The following is an 18,609-nucleotide window of genomic DNA, read 5'->3' as shown; positions in this document are numbered from 1 at the left end:
GCGCGAGGCTCCCCTCACGCGCGCCAAAATCTCGGATCGCCCGCTCAGAGCGCGTCCTCAACCTTCTTGATCACATCGTCAGAAAGCCAAGCCTTCCAGACGTCCGGATAGTTCTCGAGGAAGTAGTAAGCGGTGTCCTCGTTGGTGCCTTGGTTGTCGGCCTGCCATGCGAGGAATTCGCCCACGGTCTTGTTCGACCATTCACGCTTGCCAAGGTAGTCCATCGCAACTGCGTTGTTCTCGGCGAACCCCTTGGTCACGACCGTGTACACGTCCGAAGTCGGGTAGGCGTTGGGCTTGGGATCGACGCAATCGGCCTGCGAGTTGCACTTGTCCCAGGCTTCCTTGTCGCCCTCGACGCCCGCGTCGAGCTTGACCATCGGGTATTTGCCGAGGATCGCGGTCGGGGCCCAGTAGTAGCCCAGCCAGCCCTTCTTGGACTCGTAGGCATTGGCGATCGAGCCGTCGAGGCCCGCAGCCGAACCGGTGTCGACCAGCTTGAAGCCCTTCTCCTCGGCCTTGTGAGCCTTGAAGCGGTTCGCGGTCGAGATCTGGCAGTTCCATCCCGACGGGCAGTTGTAGACGCCACCGATCGAGGGTTCTTCCGGATCGGGGAACAGATCGGGATGCGCCAGCGCATCGTCGACCGTCTTGATCTCGGGGTGCTCGTCGGCGACGTATTTCGGGATCCACCAGCCTTCTTCGCCGCCATCCTTGAGGATTTCGGCAGCGATCACGAGGCGATCTTCGCTGACGGCCTTGTCGAGCGCGACCTTCACCGCGTTCACCCAAAGCTCGGGTGCGATGTCGGGCTCGCCCTTCTCGTTCATCGAGGTGAAGGTGGGCATCGTGTCGCCGGTCACCAGCGTCACGTCACAGCCGTAGCCGTTTTCGAGAATGATCTTGTCGACCCAAGCAGCGACCCCGGCCGAAGCCCAGTTCATTTCGGCTTCGGTAACGGAACCACATTCGCCATCGGCGGCGAAGGCGGGCGCCGAGAAGGTCGCCAGCGGCAGTGCCGTCAGTAACGCAGCAAGCGCTTTCTTGTTCATACAGTTCTCCTGTTGTGGCAGCTTTGATTGAAGCGATCCGCGCGGGCTGCCGCCGTGATATCGGTCGCGTTAAGTCCCGGTTTTTCCCCAGGTTGGAATCTTCGCACAGTCACGCTCACGCGATAACGGTCGCAAGACTTGCCAAATTCCGACACTCTATGTCGTAAATAACCAAGTCCCGAGGCGCAACCTTTTCACGGACCTTTCCACCTCCCTGCGGCGTTACAGCCGCGACGAAGAGGTGACATCATGACTGCCGAGCCGAAGGATTCCGTCAAACCGGAGAATGATACGGGGCCTGAAAGCCTCGTGGATCGAGACGCGAAATCCGCGCTCCAGTCCGGGTTGAATGACGAAAAGGGCGATGAAAAATTGACGAATGGCACCCCGCCGGAGCCAAGCGTCGCATTGCGGCGGCAGGCGGTCGCGCTGATCGCGAACCCCTCTTCGGGTGGCAACGCGAAAGATGAAGAGGCGATCCGCCGCGCGATGGATGCGCTTGGTGACGGTGCGTCGCTTTACCGGTGGTCCCCGGAAAGCGACATTGTGGCGACCGTCCGCAAGGCGCTCGACGACGGTGCGGAGATGATCGTCGCGGCGGGCGGCGACGGCACTGCCATGGCCGTCGCGGGCGCGCTGGTGGGACAGGAGGTGCCGATGGCGGTGCTGCCGCTCGGCACGTTCAACTTCTTCGCGCGCGGCCTGCGCCTCTCCGAGGATCCGGAGGAGGCGGCGCGCGCGATCCGCGAAGGCAATGCACATCCGATCCGGGTCGGCGAGGTGAACGGGCAGGTGTTCCTGAACAACGCGTCGCTTGGGATCTACCCGTCGATCCTCAAGGCGCGCGAAGATATTTACGCCCGCTGGGGCCGTCGCCGGATCGTTGCGCATTGGTCGGTCGTCAAGACCTTCCTGCGCTTCCAGCGCCCGATGCGGCTGAAAATTACGGCGGACGGGGAGACCAGGAACCGTCGCACCGCGCTCGTCTTCATCGCGCGCTCGGCCTATCAGCTCGATTTCTTCGGACTCGACGGGGCGACGGTCATCAGCGACGACGCTTTCGCCGTGCTGGTCGCGAAGGCGCAGAGCCGCCGCGACCTCTTCCGCCTGTCGTCGCGGCTGGTGCGGCGTAAAACCAAACAGGGCGAGGATTACGAATTGATCCGCGCGAAATCCTTCGAGATCGAAACCGCCCGCGGGCGCGGCCTGCTGGCCTTCGACGGCGAGAAGTGCCGCGAAGAAAGCCCGTTCCGCTTCAAGATGTCCGACGCGCCGCTCTGGATCGTACTGCCAGCCAAGGACACGGACGCCGAGACCCAAGACGCTAACGCATGACCCGTATCGTTCACCTTTCCGATCTGCATTTCGGGCGCAGCCTGCCCGAGCTCGAGGCGCCGCTGCTGACAGCGGTGAACCGGCTCGCGCCGGATCTGACGGTGATCTCCGGGGACTTCACGCAGCGCGCCCGGCGCGGCCAGTTCGCGCAGGCGCGGTTGTTCGTCGAGCAGATCGAAAGCGAGACCCTTTCGGTGCCCGGGAACCATGACACACCGCTCGACAATCTCTTCCTACGGATGCTCAAACCCTTCGGGCGCTACAAATCCGCGATCAATCATAATCTGGAGCCGGTTTTCGAGACCGATCACCTCAAGGCGGTCGGCGTGAACACCGTGAACCGTTTCGCCTGGCAGCGCGGCAAGGTGCCTGACCGCACGATCTCCCGGCTGTGTCGGGAATTCGGCGAGGCGGGCGAGAGGCTGCGAATCGCGGTGATGCACCATCCGCTCGAACATGGGCCCGAGGTCGACAAGGCGCTCATGGACGGGGCAGGGGATGCGTTGGAGGGCATGTCGGACTGCGGCGCGGATCTCGTGCTGTCGGGGCATCTGCACACCGGATCGGTGGCGCCTTTCTCGGCGGTGCCGGGCATCCTGTTCGTGCAGGCGGGGACGGGCCTGTCCTCGCGTCTGCGCGGCGAGCCCAATACGTTCAATGTTATTGAAGGGGGGCGCGACGCTCTGTCGATCACGCTGTACGGCGCGCGCGACATGAGCTTCGAGCCAATCGGGGCCGACGAATTCACGCGGGGCCCCGATGGGGCTTGGGTCAAAGGCTGATCAGTTCGGCTTGCCCGAGATATCGCCCCAGTCCAGAACCGGCGCCGCGTCGATGTCATGCGCGTCGAGCATCGAGGCCACACGCTCGAGCGAGGCGATGATCTGCGCCTGCTCCCAATCTTCCAGCGCCTCGAAACGGCGCACGAAAATCTGTTGCAGCGCGTCGGGGGCCTCGTCGATCGCGCTCGCGCCGAGTTCGGTAATCACGATGTCGGTCTGACGACGATCCCGCTCGGAACGCTGACGGGTCACCATGCCCTTGCGCTCGAGCTTGTCGATCAGCGCCGTCATCGTCGCCTGACTCACGCCCATGCGTTGCGCGATCGCCTTCGGGGTGGACCAACCTTTTTCGGAAATCACCTGAAGGACCCGGAACTGCGCAGGCGTCAGCCCGGCAGCCTTGGCCAAGTCGCGGCCGAACATTTCGGTCGCGCGCAGGATTCTACGCAAAGCGATCAGGCTCGTATCGACACGCTCCATCAGGCGGCGGGCCCCTTTTTTATCAAGACGACCCAGTATCGCAGAGAGTTCCGTGCTCTGCAATTGCTTGGCTTTGCTAAGCTTATCGTGTTCGTTTTTACTCATTTGCTTTGTCATGCTAATGGTATTTAGGGCTTATAAGCAAGAATATAAGGCTATGAACGGAACTTTTCCGGGTTCCATTAGTTAGGTGGTTGAAATTTTCGACCACATGAACTACTTAGGCTACCGAAGCAAACGAGAGGAAAGAACCGTGCCGCAAGTCGAGTCGATCAAGAAGGGTTCTAAACTGGTCTTCCGTAAGCCGGAGTCCGAAGACGGCAGCGAAATCTGGAAGCTGATCCGCCGCTGCAAGCCGCTTGATGAAAATTCGATGTATTGCAACCTTCTGCAGTGCGATCACTTCGGGGACACCTGTGTCCTCGTCGAGCGCGAAGGCGAAGTCGTCGGCTGGATTTCGGGCTACATCGCCCCGTCCGAGCCGGACACGTTCTTCGTGTGGCAAGTGGCTGTTTCCCCCGACGCACGCGGTCTTGGCCTTGGCAAGCGCATGCTGCGCCACCTCATCCAGCGCGACGTCGCCGAAGACTGCACCAAGCTGAAGACGACCATCACCGAAAGCAACGAAGCGAGCTGGGCGCTCTTCCGCTCCTTCGCACGTTCGATGGGCGGCGAGCTGACCGATGAGGCGCACTTCCACGAAGAAGACCATTTCGACGGCCACGCCTCGACCGAGCATATGGTCACCATCACCTTCCCCGAGGAGGCGCGTGCCGCCGCCTGATCTCAGGCCGCGCACCCTCCTCATTCCCCCAATTCTATGGAGTCCCCCATGACCGTTCATTCGACGGATAAGACGATCTTTACCCAACGCGAATCTGAGGCCCGCTCCTACTGCCGTGGCTTCGATACCGTTTTCACCAGCGCGCAAGGCTCGGAGCTGACCGACGCCGAGGGCAACACCTATATCGACTTCCTCGCCGGTTGCTCGTCGCTGAACTACGGGCATAACGACCCGGACATGAAGCAGGCGCTGATCGAGCACCTGACCGAGAACAAGATGGGTCACGCGCTCGACCTGCACACCGACAGCAAGGCCAAGTTCCTGAGCGCGTTCGAGGAGCACATCCTCGCGCCGCGCGGCATGGACCATAAGCTGATGTTCATCGGCCCGACCGGTGCGAATGCCGTCGAAGCCGCGATGAAGATCGCGCGCAAGGCGACCGGTCGCACCAACATCATCGCCTTCACCAACGGCTTCCATGGCGTGACCATGGGTGCGCTGGCGGCGACCGGTAACGGCTACCACCGCGGTGGCGCCGGCATGGACACGCATGGCGTGACCCGCATGCCCTATGACGCCTATGCCGATGGTGTGGATTCGGTCGCGCTGCTCGACCAGATGCTCTCGGACGCCTCGGGCGGTATCGACGCTCCGGCGGCGATCATGCTGGAGACGGTTCAGGGCGAGGGCGGTCTCAACGCCGCAAGCCCGGAATTCGTGAAAGGCGTCGAGCAAGTCGCCCGCAAGCACGGTGCGCTGTTCATCATCGACGACATTCAGGCTGGCTGCGGCCGCACCGGCACCTTCTTCTCCTTCGAGGAGATGGACGTGATGCCGGACGTCGTGACCCAGGCGAAGTCGATCTCGGGCTTCGGCATGCCGATGGCGCTGGTTCTGGTGCGTCCCGACTACGACGTGTTCGGCCCGGCCGAGCATAACGGTACCTTCCGCGGCAACACCCATGCCTTCGTGACCGCCACCGTGGCGATCGAGAAGTTCTGGGCCGACGACAAGTTCCAGAAGGAACTGGCCGTGAAATCGGACGTCCTGCGTGAAGGTCTGGCCGCTGTGGCCGATCTCGTGCCGGGTGCCTTCCTCAAGGGCCGTGGCCTGATGCAGGGTGTCGATGTCGGCACCGGCGAACTGGCTTCGGCGATCTGCGGTCGCTGCTTCGAAAAAGGTCTCGTGATCGAGACCTCGGGCAATGACGACCAGGTCGTGAAGGTCCTCGCACCGCTGACCACGCCGATGGAACAATTCCGCAAGGGGCTGGAGATCCTGCGCGAAGCCGCCACCGAGGTGACCGGCGAGCGCACGGACATCGCGGCGGAGTAATCCGCCGCTGCCTCCCCCAGCGACCAAGAAATTCAGATACGGAGACACATCACATGATCGTTCGTGATTTCAACAAGCTTAAAAACACCGACCGCGACGTGTCCGACGCCGATTGGAGCAGCGTGCGCATGCTGCTCGCCGACGACAAGATGGGCTTCAGCTTCCACATCACCACGCTGAAGGCCGGTTCGGATCACACGTTCCACTACAAGCACCATTTCGAGAGCGTCTACTGCATCTCGGGCAACGGCCACATCACCGAGCTCGACAACGGCACGCGCCACGAAATCAAGCCGGGTGTCATGTATGCGCTGAACCTGCATGACCATCACCGCCTCGTCGCGGGTGACGAAGACCTCGTCATGGCCTGCTGCTTCAACCCGCCGGTGACCGGCAACGAAGTTCACCGTGAGGACGGCTCGTATGCGCCGGCCGAAGAACTGGAAAATTCGTAAGGGGGCCAAATTGACCCACCAGAATCACACAGTCGAAAAGATCGGCGGAACCTCGATGAGCCGCGTGGACGAGCTGCTCGACACGCTGTTCATCGGAGACCGCAAGGGCGCCGATCTTTACAACCGCATTTTCGTCGTCTCTGCGTTTGGTGGCATCACCAATCTGCTGCTCGAACATAAGAAGTCGGGCGAGGCGGGCGTCTATGCGCAATTCGCCAAGGCCGATAGCGAACATGGCTGGCACGAGGCGCTGAGCCGCGTCTCGTCGGCGATGGTCGAAGCTCATGAGAGCGTGCTGACGCATCCGGGCGACATCGCGCAGGCCACCGAATTCGTGCGTGAGCGTATCGAAGGCGCGCGCAACTGCCTGATCGACCTGCAGCGCCTGTGCTCCTACGGGCACTTCCGCCTCTCGCAGCACATGCTGCAGATCCGCGAATTGCTGTCGGGTCTGGGCGAGGCGCATTCGGCCTTCGTCACCACGCTCCTGCTGCAGCGCAACGGCGTGAACGCACGTCTCGTCGACCTCTCCGGTTGGCGCGACGAGACCGATCACGACCTCGAAGGCCGGATCATGGGGGCGATGAAGGATGTCGACCCTGCGTCCGAAATGCCGATCGTGACGGGCTATGCGCAATGCGCCGAAGGCCTGATGCGGGAATTCGACCGTGGCTATTCCGAGGTGACCTTCTCGATGCTCGCAGCCCTCACCGGCGCGCGCGAGGCGATCATCCATAAGGAATTCCACCTGTCCTCTGCCGACCCGAAGCTGGTGGGCGAAGGCAAGGTGCGCAAGCTGGGTCACACCAACTATGACGTGGCCGACCAGATGTCGAACATGGGCATGGAGGCGATCCACCCGAAAGCCGCCAAGACCCTGCGCCAGGCGGACGTTCCGCTGCGCGTCACCAACGCGTTCGACCCGGGCGATCCGGGCACGCTGATCGACGACAAGCCTGCCAAGGAAGCGGCGGTCGAGATGGTGACCGGCCTCGATATCATCGCGCTGGAAGTGTTCGAACAGGACATGGTCGGCGTGAAGGGTTATGACGCCAAAATCCTCGAAGTGCTGACGCGTCATGGCGTGCGCATCGTGTCGAAAGCGTCGAACGCGAACACGATCACCCACTATGTCGACGCGCCGATCGAAGTGCTCCAGAAGGTCGAGAAAGACCTCTGCGAAATCTACCCGTCGGCGGAAATCTCGGCCCGGATGCTTTCGATGGCTTCGGTCATCGGGCGTGACCTGAAGGGCCTCTCGGTTCTGACCCGGGGTCTGCAGGCAATCGCCAAGGACGGCATGGAAAGCCTCGGCGCGACCCAAGGTCCGCGCAATGTCGATGTGCAATTCGTGCTCGAACGCGGTGATCTGAAACCCGTTATCAAGGCGCTCCATGAGGAGTTCATCCCGGAAGAAAGCGCCCTCAAACAAGTCGCCTGAAATAAGCGACATTGAACTGATGAAGCCCGTGCGGATCTCCGTGCGGGCTTTTTTCTTTGGCTGCGACAACCCGTCCCAGTTGGGCTTTGAACCACGCTCCGGCGGTTGCCGTATCCTTGGGTAAGTCTAGTTCTTATCACGCAACGTGCAGAAACGCGGACGGCCATGAGCATTTTCGACATACCGACACTCGATCTGGCGCGGGCACAATTCGCCTTCGTCGTCTCGGCGCATATCGTCTTTCCAGCCTTCTCCATCGGGACGGCAAGTTACCTGATGGTGCTGGAAGCCCTGCGGATGATTACGGGCAAGGAGGTCTTCCTGAGGATCTTCGAGTTCTGGAAACATATCTTCGCGGTAGTCTTCGGGATGGGCGTCGTCTCGGGCGTCGTGATGTCTTACGAGTTCGGCCTGAATTTCGCGCATTTCTCTGACAAGGCGGGACCGGTGATCGGGCCGCTGATGGGCTACGAGGTAATGACCGCCTTCTTCCTCGAGGCCGGTTTCCTCGGGATCATGCTCTTCGGACGCAACCGCGTGAACAAGTGGATCTACATGTTCGCCGTGACGATGGTGGCCTTCGGCACGTTGCTCTCGGCCTTCTGGATCCTCTCGGTCAACAGTTGGATGCAGACGCCCGCGGGCTTTGCGATGAACGATGTCGGCCAGTTCATCCCGAAGGACTGGTGGGAGGTGATCTTCAACCCCTCGCTGCCCTATCGCTTCGTCCATATGGTGCTGGCGGCCTACCTGACCACGGCGCTCGTCGTGGCCGGGGTCGGGGCTTGGCATCACATCAGGGGCACGGCGGATGACGCGGTGCGGACGATGTTCCGCATGGCGGTGGCGATGATCCTCGTGACCGCGCCGATCCAGATTTTCGCAGGTGACCAGCACGGGCTCAACACGCTGGAACATCAGCCCGCCAAGATCGCGGCGATGGAAGGGCATTGGGAGACCAGCAAGGGCGCAGGCCTGATCCTGTTCGGCATCCCGAACCCGAGCCAGGAGCGCACCGATTACAAGATCGAGGTGCCCTATGCCTCGTCGCTGATCCTGACGCACTCGCTCGACGGCGAAGTGCCGGGCCTCGGGGACTTCCCGGCGAATGAACGCCCTCCGATGACGATCGTCTTCTTTACCTTCCGCATCATGGTGGGTCTCGGCTTCGCCTTCGCGGCGATCGGGCTCTGGGGCGGCTGGCTGATGTGGCGCAGGCGCCTGCACGAGCCGGGGCTGTTCCACAAAGTGGCGCTGGTCTTCGCGCCGGGCGGGTTCCTCGCGATCATCATGGGCTGGTTCACCACTGAATTCGGCCGCCAGCCCTATACGGTCTATGGCCATTTCACGACGGCGGAGTCGGTGTCGAACCTCAGCCATGGCGCAGCCTGGGCGGCGCTGATCGGCTTCGTGGTCGTTTATGCCTTCCTGTTCGGCTCGGGCACTTTCTACCTGCTGCGACTGATGCGGCGCGGGCCGGAGTCGGCGGAGCCGGTGGAGAATACGCCGCAGCGTGCTGGCGGCGTGGCGGGCGCGATGCTCGCCAATGATGTGACGACCGAGAATGAGGAGGCCCACGTATGAGCGGCTTCGCCCACTACCTGCCCGACATCTGGGCCGCGATCATCGCCTTCGCGATCCTGACCTATGTCGTGCTCGACGGCTTCGACCTCGGCATCGGCATCCTCTTTCCCTTCCTCGGCTCCGAGGAGAACCGCACCCGCGCGATGAATTCGGTCGCGCCGGTCTGGGACGGTAACGAGACATGGTTGGTGATGGGGGGCGGCGGACTGCTCGCCGTCTTCCCGCTGGCTTACGGGATCATCCTGAACGCGCTTTATGTGCCGATCATCATCATGCTGCTCTCGCTCGCGTTTCGTGGCGTGGCCTTCGAGTTTCGCGGCAAGACCCGGCGCTGGCAGAAGCTCTGGGACAAGGCGTTCTTCGGCGGCTCGCTTATCGCGACGCTGGCGCAGGGCGCGATCCTCGGCGGGCTGCTGCGCGGCCCCGAAGTGACCGGGCGCACCTTTACCGGCGGGCCGTTCGACTGGGTGAGCTGGTTCTCGCTCGGCACGGCGCTGGCGCTGGTCGCGGGCTATGTGATGCTGGGTTCGGCCTGGCTCGTCATCAAGACCTCGCACGGGCTCTACGATCTCGCGCGGCGCGTCGGGCAGGTGTCGCTGATCGTGACACTCGGGTTTATCGCTCTCGCCTCGCTCGCGACGCCGTTCCTGCATCCCGAATATTATCACCGCTGGTTCCAGTGGCCGGGCGTCATCTGGAGCGCCGTGGTGCCGCTGTTGCTGATGGTGGCGGGCTTCGGCTACTGGACTGCCATTCGATCGGATCGCGGCGTGGTCGCCTATCTTTCGGGGATAGCGATTTTTATCCTGTGCTTCATGGGGCTCGGCCTGTCGATCTTTCCCTATATCGTGCCCGCCTCGATCACGATCCGCGAGGCGTCGACCACGGCAATGTCGCAGGGCTTCATTCTGGTCGGTGCGGCGATCTTCCTGCCGATCATTCTCGCCTATACGGCCTACGCCTATTGGGTGTTCCGCGGCAAGACGTCGGAGCATGAGCATCACTACTGAGTGAGACTACGGGACGGCCGGAACCGACCGGGCGCAGGCAGGGTTGGAACGATGTGACCAACATCCCGCGCATCATAAGCAGAGCCTTTCCCTCTGCGGACTTCAGCCGGTCGGCTGGCCTGCGCGCGCCCGTCGGGGCGCGCGCAATTTCATGTGCGCGGATCGACCCCGGAGGAGCAACGCGCCATGTCTGACAAGCTTGATAAACTACCCGAAGAAAGCGGCCCCTCTGGTGGTTGGGGCTCGATGCGAGGCATCGCCCGGGTCTTTGGCGACTCCTGGCCCTCGCCGGATGTGCTGCGCGAGCTGGAGCGTCAGAACAAACCGGGCGGTCTCATGTGCTCGTCCTGCGCCTTCCCGAAACCCGCCAATTACCACCCGTTCGAATTCTGCGAGAACGGGGCGAAGGCGACGCTGTGGGAGATGACCAAGTCGCGCCACACGCCCGAGTTCTGGGACGATCACACGGTCTCGGACCTCATGGACTGGTCCGACCACGAGCTGGAGAAGACCGGCCGTCTGACCGCGCCGATGCGCTACGACCGCGCCACCGATCGCTATGTCGAGGTGAGCTGGGACGAGGCCTTTTCCGAGATCGGGTCGATCCTGAAAGGTCTGCCGAAGCAGGAGGTGGTCTTCTACTCCTCGGGCCATGCCGGGTTGGAGGCCAGCTATCTCTGGGCGCTGATGGCGCGCGCCTATGGCAACAACAACCTGCCGCAAAGCTCGAACATGTGTCACGAGACGACCTCGGTCGGCCTGAAGAAGGTGATCGGGTCGTCGGTGGGCACGGTGCTTTGGGAAGACCTGGAGGAGACCGATTGCTACTTCTTCTTCGGACAGAACCCCGGCACCAACTCGCCGCGCTTCCTGCATCCGCTGAAGGCGGCGAAGGATCGCGGTGCGAAGATCGTCACCTTCAACCCGGTGAAAGAGCAGGGGCTCGTCAGCTTCGTCGATCCGCAGAACATCCGTGACATGGCGACGGGGCGTGAGACGATCATCTCCGATCAATATCACCAGCTCAAAGCGGGCTCGGATATTGCGGCGCTGACCGGGCTGTGCAAAGCGGTGATCGAAGAGGATGAGAAGGCGCAGGCACAGGGCCGCTCGGCGATCATCGACTGGGACTTCCTGAAGGAACACGCGGTCAATTATGACGGGTTCCTGACCTTCTGTCGCACGACGCCTTGGGACAAGATCACCGAGGAATGCGGGTTGTCCGAGGCCGAGCTACGGCAGGCGGCCGACGTCTATATCCACGCCGAGAAGGTCATCGGCGTTTATGGCATGGGGCTGACCCAGCACGCCCATGGCGCGACCAATATCGGCATGCTGGTGAACTTCCTCGCGCTGCGCGGCAATATCGGGCGCAAGGGCGCGGGCTGTTGCCCGGTGCGCGGACACTCCAACGTGCAGGGCCAGCGGACCGTCGGCATTGCCGAGAAGGCCAAGCTGATCCCGATGGACAAGCTCCGCGAGCTTTACGGCTTCGAGCCGCCGCAGGAAGACGGCTATCACATCGTCGACGCGGCGCAGGCGATGATGGAGGGCAAGGTTTCGGCCATGTTCTCGCTTGGCGGTAACCTCGTGCGCGCGCTGCCCGATAGCGAGCGGATCGAAGAGGCTTGGCCGAAACAGAAGCTGACGGTGATGATCTCGACCAAGCTCAACCGCTCGCATCTCTATCCGGGCGAGGTGGCCTATATTCTGCCGTGTCTCAGCCGGTCCGAGAAGGACGAGCAGGAGAGCGGCAATCAATATGTCTCGGTCGAGGACAGCTTCTCGAAAATTCACGGCTCGCTCGGCAAAAGCGCGCCCGCCTCGGACAAGCTGAAATCCGAACTGGCGATCACTTGCGGCATTGCGAAAGCCGCCTGCGATCCGAACCCGAAACTGCAATGGGACGAATGGGTGAAGGATTATTCCGTCGTCCGCGATCTGATCGAGGCGACCTACCCGGACGACTTCCGCGGCTTCAACGCGCGGATGAACGAGCCCGGCGGCTTCTGGCGCGGCAACCCGGCGCATGATCGCATCTGGAAGACAGAAAGCGGCAAGCTGGAATTCACCACGCCGTCTAAGCTGAACGCGCTTGGGTTCGAGGACAAGCCGGGCCGTTTCCGCATGATCACCATGCGCTCGAACGACCAGTTCAACACCACGATCTACGGCTATTCGGACCGTTTCCGCGGTATCGAAGGGACGCGCGACGTGCTGTTGATGAACAAGATCGACATGGCCGATCTTGGGCTCGAACACGGCGATCCGGTCGTGGTCCATGGCGACATGGATGACGGGATCGCGCGCCGCAAGACCGGGCTGAGCGTCATCACTTTCGAGCTGCCGCGCGGCACGGTCGGGGGCTATTACCCCGAATGCAACGTGCTGGTGCCGGTAGGGCTCAATGACGAGCTCTCGAAGACGCCCGGCTCCAAGGGCGTCCCGGTCCGCATCGAGAAGGCCTAAGCGGGAACGGCGGCGGGGCGGCGGCTATCGAGCCATGCGATGGCGAGGAAGACGAGCCCCGCCGCCGCCAGTCCCGCGCCGACATAGCCGGTAGCCGTCCAGCCATAGCCGTTCGCAAGCGCGATCCCGGCAAGGAACGGCCCGATGGCGTTGGCGAGGTTAAAGGCTGCGTGGTTGAGGGCGGCGGCGAGTGTCTGGGCCTCGCCCGCGACCTCCATCAGCCGCATCTGCATCGGGATCACCATCCCGGCGGTCGACCCCAGCGCGATCATCGCCACCGACATCGCGACCCAGTTGCCGATCGTGAAGGTGTAGAGGATCGACATCACGATCATCCCGCAGAGCAGGATCACGCCCGCGCCGAAGCGCGACCAGTCCGACAGCTTGCCCGAGATCCAGTTGCCCAGCGTGCCGCCCACGCCGAAGGCGGAAAGCGCCACGGGGATCGTCCAGGCGGGGCCCGCCTGCGTGTCGATCATCGCCGCCGACAGGTAGGAATAAACCGCGAAGATGCCGCCGAAGCCGATCGAGCCCACCAGCAGCGTCAGCCAGACCGAGCGATTGGCCAGTGCGCCCAGCTCGCGCATCGGGCTGGCATTCGGGTCGCGCGGAGTCGCGGGGGCGACGCGCGCGATCATCAATGCGGAGGCCGCGCAGATCACCGCGACGATGGCAAAGCCCCAGCGCCAGCCGAAATTCTGCCCGATCGCACCCGCCAGCGGCACGCCCACGATATTCGCGATCGTCAGCCCGGTGATGACCATCGCAATGCCCTGCGCGCGTTTGCCCACGGGCATTAGATCGGCGGCGAACAGCATCGCCATCCCGAAATAGGCGCCATGCGGCAGGCCGGAGGCGAAACGCGCCGCCATGAAGCTATCCATGTTAGGCGCGAACCCGGCCAGCAGGTTCGCCACCGCATAGAACCCCATCAACCCGATCAGGAATTGCTTGCGCGGGATTTTCGCGCCGATCACCGCCAGAAGCGGCGCGCCGATCACAACGCCAAGCGCATAGGCCGAGATCGCATGACCTGCCCGCGCCTCGGTGATCCCGAAATCGGCCGCGTAATAGGGCAGCAGCCCCATGGACGCGAATTCGATCACGCCGATACCGAAAGTGCCAAGGGCCAGCGACAGGATCACGGCCCGCGCGTGGCGGGGTTCGAGCGTCATGGGTAGTCTCCGAAAATAGGTGTAGCGCCGGGTATCAGCCCCGTGACTTAGGCGATTGCTGCGCTGCGGCAAGGGGAGGAGGGGTTATTTCCCGTAATAGTCGCGGAACCACGCCACAAATTTCGCGATCCCCTCGCGCACATCGGTCTGCGGGCGATAGCCGGTGAGGGACTGCAGAAGCGAGGCATCGGCCCAGGTCGCGGGCACGTCGCCTTTCTGCATCTCCATGTAATTGCGCTTTGCGGGGCGACCCAGCTCGGCCTCCAGCGCATCGACGAAATCCAGCAGCTTCACCTTGTCGGAATTGCCGATATTGACGATCCGATAGGGGGCCACGGGCGAGAGGCTGTCGCCCTCGGCGATCTCGTCACGCGACGCCGGGCGCTCGGGGGCTGCGTCGATCAGCAGGCGGATGCCGCGCACGAGATCTTCGACATAGGTGAAGTCGCGATACATCTCGCCGTGATTGTAGATGTCGATGGGGCGGTCGTTCAGGATCGCATCGGTGAACTTGAACAGCGCCATGTCGGGACGGCCCCACGGCCCGTAGACCGTGAAGAAGCGGAACATCGTCGTCGGCAGGTTCCACAGATGAGCATAGGAATGGCCCATCGACTCGGTCGCCTTCTTCGTCGCCGCATAGATCGTCAGCTGCGTGTCGGCCTTGTCGGTCTCGGCATAGGGCATGTCCTCGTTCGCCCCGTAGACCGACGAGGTCGACGCCATCAGAAGGTGCTGTACCTCGTGGCGGCGCGCGGCCTCCATCACGTTGAAGGTGCCCACGATATTCGCGTCGATATAGGCGCGGGGCTGCTCGAGGCTGTAGCGCACGCCCGCCTGGGCCGCGAGATGGACGATGATTTCTGGTTTGAACTCATCCGCCATCGCGTCGAAGGTTTCGAGATCTTCGAGCATCCCCTCGGTCGCGGAGAAATTCGGGTTCTGCAGCAGCATCGCATGGCGGCGCTGTTTCAGGGCGACATCATAGTAGTCGGTCATCCCGTCATAGCCGTGCACCCGGTAGCCCTCGTCGAGCAACAGCTTCGCCAGATGGTAGCCGATGAAACCTGCGGTGCCGGTGATCAGGATGCGCGTCATGAAAGTCCCTCGCCAATGCTGTCTGTGCAGTAGCGAGCGGGGGGCGGGGAGGTCAAGCGCCGCGCGGGATAAGAGAAGGCCCCGGCCGTGCGGACAGCTTCGCCTGCTCGGGCTCGCCGACCGGCGCGTTGGCGTCTACATAGACCACCGGCTGGCTCATCGCGGCATCGTGATGGGGCGGCGAGAGATCGGAGGCGCCATACCACGCCCGAGGTGCGTGACCTTCGGGCGACCAGCCCGGTGGGGCAGGGCGCGCGCTGGCCGCGACACCGCCCCGATTGCGCGAAAACGCGGGAGTTGCGTGCGCGGGGCAAACGCACTATACGCCCCCGGTGGCCCGACGGCCGCATCAGAATCAACACGAAAAGCCGTGTCCCTTCCGCACTCGCTTCGGGAAGGTGTTCCGGCAAGGAGAAGCGATATGAAACTCAATGAACTGCGCGACAACGAAGGCGCGGCCCAGAAGAAAAAACGCGTCGCCCGCGGTCCCGGCTCGGGCAAAGGCAAGATGGCTGGCCGTGGTATCAAAGGTCAGAAGTCGCGTTCGGGTGTGGCCCTGAACGGTTACGAAGGCGGCCAGATGCCGCTCTATCGTCGTCTGCCGAAGCGTGGCTTCACCAAGCCGAACGCGAAGAAGTTCAACGTTGTGAACCTCGGCCAGATCGAAAAATTCATCGAAGCCGGCAAGCTCGACGCGAAGTCGGACATCACCGAAGACGCGCTGGTCGCGGCCGGTGTCGTGCGCCGCAAGCTCGATGGCGTGCGTGTTCTCGCCAAGGGCGACATCAAGTCGAAAGTGACCCTGAACGTCACCGGCGCTTCGAAATCGGCCGTTGAGGCTGTCGAGAAGGCTGGCGGTTCGGTCACGGTGGCGCAGGCCGCTGAATAAGCTGTTGTGAGCGGGCCTCGGCCCGATTACATAGGCGAAGGTTTTCTAGGCGCCGCCGACCGGGAACCGGTTGGGCGGCGCTTTACATGAAAGAGACGAGCATATGGCATCTGCTGCAGAGCAAATGGCGGCGAACCTCAGCTGGGACGCCCTGGGCAAAGCCACCGAGCTGCGCCAGCGCATCTTCTTCACCATTGGTTTGCTGATCATCTACCGCCTCGGGACCTATATTCCGGTTCCGGGCATCGACGCGCAGGCACTGCGCGAATTCATGCAAAGCGCGGGCTCTGGCCTCGGCGGCGTGTTGTCGATGTTCACGGGCGGTGCGCTCGGCCGGATGGGCGTCTTCGCGCTCGGCATCATGCCCTACATCTCGGCCTCGATCATCATCCAGCTTCTGACCGCTCTGGTGCCCGCACTCGAGCAGATGAAGAAGGAAGGCGAACAGGGCCGCAAGAAGATCAACCAGATCACGCGCTATGCGACCGTGGCTCTGGCGACCTTCCAGGCATGGGGTCTGGCCGTCTCGCTCGAAAAGGGCGATCTGGCGCATGATCCGGGCCTGTTCTTCGTCGCTGCCGTGGTCATCACGCTCGTCGGCGGCACCATGTTCCTGATGTGGCTGGGTGAGCAGATCACCGCACGCGGCATCGGCAACGGCATCTCGCTGATCATCTTCGTCGGTATCGTCGCGGAAATCCCGGCGGCTCTCGCCCGCTTCCTCGAGCAGGGCCGCGCCGGTGCGATCTCCACTCCGGTGATCCTCGGGGTGATCCTGATGATCGCGATCGTGATCACCTTCGTCGTCTTCATGGAACGCGCGCTGCGCAAGATCCATATCCAGTATCCGCGCCGTCAGGTGGGGATGAAGGTCTATGACGGCGGCTCCAGCCACCTGCCGATCAAGGTGAACCCGGCGGGCGTCATCCCGGCGATCTTCGCCTCGTCGCTGCTGCTGCTGCCGACCACCATCGCGACCTTCTCGGGTCAGAACACCGGTCCCGTGATGTCGACGATCCTCGCCTATTTCGGGCCGGGTCAGCCGCTGTATCTGTTGTTCTACGTCGCGATGATCGTGTTCTTCGCCTACTTCTACACCGCGAACGTGTCGTTCAAATCGGACGAGGTCGCGGATAACCTGAAGAGCCAGGGCGGCTTCGTGCCCGGCATTCGGCCCGGCAAGAAGACCGAAGAATATCTCGACTACGTCGTCAGCCGCGTTCTTGTGATCGGTTCTGCCTATCTCGCCGCGGTCTGCCTTCTGCCCGAGATCCTGCGTTCGCAGCTGTCCATCCCGTTCTACTTCGGCGGCACCTCGGTCCTGATCGTGGTCACCGTGTCGATGGACACCATCAACCAAATTCAGTCGCATCTTCTGGCCCACCAATACGAGGGTCTGATCGAGCGCTCGCAACTTCGCGGCCGTTCGGGCAAGAAGAAGAAGGGGCCGCGCAAGCCGCCCGCGCGCCGCTAAATCCGCCAAGCGTTTTCAGGGGGAGCCGACATGGCAAATATCATTCTTCTCGGCCCGCCCGGCGCGGGCAAGGGCACCCAGGCCCGCCGTCTCGTCGAAGAGCGCGGCATGGTCCAACTCTCCACCGGCGACATGCTGCGTGAAGCGAAGGACTCGGGCACCGAGATGGGCAATCTCGTCGCCGACGTCATGGCCAAGGGCCAGCTCGTGACCGACGAGATCGTCATCGGTCTGATCGAGGAAAAGCTCGCTGCCGGTGGCGAGGGCTTCATCTTCGACGGCTTCCCGCGCACGCTGGGACAGGCCGACGCTCTGGGCAAGCTGCTCGCCAAGATGGGCACCAAGCTCGACGCGGTGATCGAGATGCAGGTCGATGACGAAGCGCTCGTCGCCCGCATCACCGGTCGCTCGACCTGCGGCGGCTGCGGCGAGGTCTATCACGACCAGACCAAACCCTGGCCCGCAGACGGCAAATGCGAAAAGTGCGGAAGCACCGACGTGAAGCGCCGCGCTGACGACAACGAAGACAGCCTGCGCACCCGGTTGATGGAGTATTACAAGAAGACTTCTCCGCTGATCGGCTACTACTACCACGCGGGCGATCTGTTCACGATCGACGGGCTGGCCGAAATCGAGACCGTGGCGACCTCGATCGCACGAATTCTCGATCAGCAAGAGTAATCGTAAATGAAGCCTTGACCCGGAGGGCGTTTACCTCTAGGTCACGGCGTCTCCGACGGGAATCGTTTCCGAGAAGGGAAGATTCTCGAGGGAGTTAATCGTGGGGTCCGAAGCGCCAGTTTCGGGCCTCGTGTTGTGAAAAAAGGGCCTGGGGTTACGGGCTCGCAACGAAAGGATACACGCTTTGGCACGTATTGCTGGCGTCAACATTCCGACCGGGAAACGCGTCCCGATCGCACTTACCTACATCACCGGGATCGGTCCTCACTCGGCTAAGCAGATTTGCGAAGCTACCGGTGTCGACGTGACCCGCCGCGTCAACGAGCTTTCGGATTCCGAAGTGCTCGCCATCCGCGAACACATCGACGCCAACTACACCGTCGAGGGCGACCTGCGCCGTGAAGTTCAGATGAACGTCAAGCGCCTGATGGATCTCGGCTGCTACCGTGGCCTGCGTCACCGTCGCAACCTGCCCGTGCGCGGTCAGCGCACCCATACGAATGCGCGTACGCGCAAAGGTCCGGCGAAACCCATCGCTGGCAAGAAGAAGTAAGGGGAGGCAGGA

The 18,609-nt window shown here is 62.6% G+C and carries 17 protein-coding genes; 13 read left to right on the top strand and 4 right to left on the bottom strand.

Annotation, left to right across the window (positions count from 1 at the left end; all coding sequences use genetic code 11):
- Positions 1–44: 44 nt before the first annotated feature.
- Positions 45–1,052, bottom strand: coding sequence for an ABC transporter substrate-binding protein (locus BMI89_RS14000; protein ID WP_078571402.1), 1,008 nt, complete (start codon positions 1,050–1,052; stop codon positions 45–47).
- A gap of 249 nt (positions 1,053–1,301) precedes the next feature.
- On the opposite strand from BMI89_RS14000, the gene BMI89_RS13995 reads away from it, so the two are divergent.
- Together BMI89_RS13995 and BMI89_RS13990 are read left to right on the top strand one after the other, a co-directional pair.
- On the top strand, positions 1,302–2,387 hold the full coding sequence (locus BMI89_RS13995; protein ID WP_078571401.1) for a diacylglycerol kinase family protein: 1,086 nt from the start codon (positions 1,302–1,304) through the stop codon (positions 2,385–2,387).
- Complete coding sequence (locus tag BMI89_RS13990) at positions 2,384–3,169, top strand: metallophosphoesterase family protein (protein WP_078571399.1); 786 nt, start codon at positions 2,384–2,386, stop codon at positions 3,167–3,169. Before BMI89_RS13995 ends, BMI89_RS13990 begins: the two co-directional genes overlap by 4 nt.
- On the opposite strand, the gene BMI89_RS13985 is transcribed toward BMI89_RS13990, so the two are convergent.
- On the bottom strand, positions 3,170–3,649 hold the full coding sequence (locus BMI89_RS13985) for a MarR family transcriptional regulator (RefSeq protein WP_078522117.1): 480 nt from the start codon (positions 3,647–3,649) through the stop codon (positions 3,170–3,172).
- A 253-nt stretch (positions 3,650–3,902) separates the two neighbouring features.
- On the opposite strand from BMI89_RS13985, the gene ectA reads away from it, so the two are divergent.
- From ectA to BMI89_RS13950, 7 genes are all read left to right on the top strand, one after another.
- Positions 3,903–4,433, top strand: a complete 531-nt coding sequence (gene ectA, locus BMI89_RS13980) for a diaminobutyrate acetyltransferase (protein ID WP_232621702.1) — start codon at positions 3,903–3,905, stop codon at positions 4,431–4,433.
- A gap of 48 nt (positions 4,434–4,481) precedes the next feature.
- A complete protein-coding gene (gene ectB, locus BMI89_RS13975) occupies positions 4,482–5,768 on the top strand; it encodes a diaminobutyrate--2-oxoglutarate transaminase (protein ID WP_093476885.1) in 1,287 nt (428 codons plus the stop codon).
- A gap of 53 nt (positions 5,769–5,821) precedes the next feature.
- Complete coding sequence (locus BMI89_RS13970) at positions 5,822–6,223, top strand: ectoine synthase (protein ID WP_075775937.1); 402 nt, start codon at positions 5,822–5,824, stop codon at positions 6,221–6,223.
- 10 nt (positions 6,224–6,233) lie between these two features.
- Entirely contained in the window at positions 6,234–7,664 is a 1,431-nt protein-coding gene (locus BMI89_RS13965; RefSeq protein ID WP_281478308.1) for an aspartate kinase, read from the top strand.
- A 171-nt stretch (positions 7,665–7,835) separates the two neighbouring features.
- Positions 7,836–9,248, top strand: a complete 1,413-nt coding sequence (locus BMI89_RS13960) for a cytochrome ubiquinol oxidase subunit I (protein WP_210402166.1) — start codon at positions 7,836–7,838, stop codon at positions 9,246–9,248.
- The gene (gene cydB / locus BMI89_RS13955; RefSeq protein ID WP_078571393.1) at positions 9,245–10,258 is read left to right on the top strand and encodes a cytochrome d ubiquinol oxidase subunit II; all 1,014 of its coding nucleotides are present in this window, start codon (positions 9,245–9,247) and stop codon (positions 10,256–10,258) included. Before BMI89_RS13960 ends, cydB begins: the two co-directional genes overlap by 4 nt.
- Positions 10,259–10,444: 186 nt before the next feature.
- A complete protein-coding gene (locus tag BMI89_RS13950; RefSeq protein WP_078571391.1) occupies positions 10,445–12,727 on the top strand; it encodes an FdhF/YdeP family oxidoreductase in 2,283 nt (760 codons plus the stop codon).
- Here the strand turns inward: BMI89_RS13950 and BMI89_RS13945 are convergent.
- Both BMI89_RS13945 and BMI89_RS13940 read right to left on the bottom strand, forming a co-directional pair.
- Positions 12,724–13,902 carry an MFS transporter gene (locus tag BMI89_RS13945; RefSeq protein ID WP_078571390.1) on the bottom strand — a complete coding sequence of 393 codons (1,179 nt, stop codon included), beginning with the start codon at positions 13,900–13,902 and terminating at the stop codon, positions 12,724–12,726. The two genes, BMI89_RS13950 and BMI89_RS13945, sit on opposite strands and share 4 nt — an antisense overlap.
- An 84-nt stretch (positions 13,903–13,986) precedes the next feature.
- The gene (locus BMI89_RS13940; protein ID WP_078571389.1) at positions 13,987–15,000 is read right to left on the bottom strand and encodes an SDR family NAD(P)-dependent oxidoreductase; all 1,014 of its coding nucleotides are present in this window, start codon (positions 14,998–15,000) and stop codon (positions 13,987–13,989) included.
- A 421-nt stretch (positions 15,001–15,421) separates the two neighbouring features.
- Here BMI89_RS13940 and rplO point away from each other — a divergent pair, with 421 nt between their 5' ends.
- The 4 genes from rplO to rpsM all read left to right on the top strand — a co-directional run bounded on the left by rplO (position 15,422) and on the right by rpsM (position 18,597).
- A complete protein-coding gene (rplO, locus tag BMI89_RS13935; protein WP_078540200.1) occupies positions 15,422–15,889 on the top strand; it encodes a 50S ribosomal protein L15 in 468 nt (155 codons plus the stop codon).
- Between the two features lie 103 nt (positions 15,890–15,992).
- On the top strand, positions 15,993–17,363 hold the full coding sequence (gene secY, locus BMI89_RS13930; RefSeq protein WP_078521797.1) for a preprotein translocase subunit SecY: 1,371 nt from the start codon (positions 15,993–15,995) through the stop codon (positions 17,361–17,363).
- A 30-nt stretch (positions 17,364–17,393) separates the two neighbouring features.
- Positions 17,394–18,044 carry an adenylate kinase gene (locus BMI89_RS13925; protein ID WP_078521795.1) on the top strand — a complete coding sequence of 217 codons (651 nt, stop codon included), beginning with the start codon at positions 17,394–17,396 and terminating at the stop codon, positions 18,042–18,044.
- A gap of 184 nt (positions 18,045–18,228) precedes the next feature.
- Positions 18,229–18,597 (top strand): 30S ribosomal protein S13, encoded by a 369-nt coding sequence (gene rpsM, locus BMI89_RS13920; RefSeq protein ID WP_078521793.1) that lies wholly within the window; start codon positions 18,229–18,231, stop codon positions 18,595–18,597.
- The last annotated feature ends 12 nt before the right edge of the window (positions 18,598–18,609 follow it).

This window comes from Thioclava sp. F36-7 (assembly GCF_002020075.1).
Taxonomy (GTDB): Bacteria; Pseudomonadota; Alphaproteobacteria; order Rhodobacterales; family Rhodobacteraceae; genus Thioclava; species Thioclava sediminum.
This window is presented reverse-complemented; position numbering and strand designations above follow the sequence as displayed.

Coding starts and splice junctions, on each gene's coding strand:
- BMI89_RS14000 (WP_078571402.1), bottom strand. CDS start 1,052: ATGAACAAGAAAGCGCTTGCTGCGTTACTGACGGCACTGCCGCTGGCG.
- BMI89_RS13995 (WP_078571401.1), top strand. CDS start 1,302: ATGACTGCCGAGCCGAAGGATTCCGTCAAACCGGAGAATGATACGGGG.
- BMI89_RS13990 (WP_078571399.1), top strand. CDS start 2,384: ATGACCCGTATCGTTCACCTTTCCGATCTGCATTTCGGGCGCAGCCTG.
- BMI89_RS13985 (WP_078522117.1), bottom strand. CDS start 3,649: ATGGAGCGTGTCGATACGAGCCTGATCGCTTTGCGTAGAATCCTGCGC.
- ectB (WP_093476885.1), top strand. CDS start 4,482: ATGACCGTTCATTCGACGGATAAGACGATCTTTACCCAACGCGAATCT.
- BMI89_RS13970 (WP_075775937.1), top strand. CDS start 5,822: ATGATCGTTCGTGATTTCAACAAGCTTAAAAACACCGACCGCGACGTG.
- cydB (WP_078571393.1), top strand. CDS start 9,245: ATGAGCGGCTTCGCCCACTACCTGCCCGACATCTGGGCCGCGATCATC.
- BMI89_RS13950 (WP_078571391.1), top strand. CDS start 10,445: ATGTCTGACAAGCTTGATAAACTACCCGAAGAAAGCGGCCCCTCTGGT.
- BMI89_RS13945 (WP_078571390.1), bottom strand. CDS start 13,902: ATGACGCTCGAACCCCGCCACGCGCGGGCCGTGATCCTGTCGCTGGCC.
- BMI89_RS13940 (WP_078571389.1), bottom strand. CDS start 15,000: ATGACGCGCATCCTGATCACCGGCACCGCAGGTTTCATCGGCTACCAT.
- rplO (WP_078540200.1), top strand. CDS start 15,422: ATGAAACTCAATGAACTGCGCGACAACGAAGGCGCGGCCCAGAAGAAA.
- secY (WP_078521797.1), top strand. CDS start 15,993: ATGGCATCTGCTGCAGAGCAAATGGCGGCGAACCTCAGCTGGGACGCC.
- BMI89_RS13925 (WP_078521795.1), top strand. CDS start 17,394: ATGGCAAATATCATTCTTCTCGGCCCGCCCGGCGCGGGCAAGGGCACC.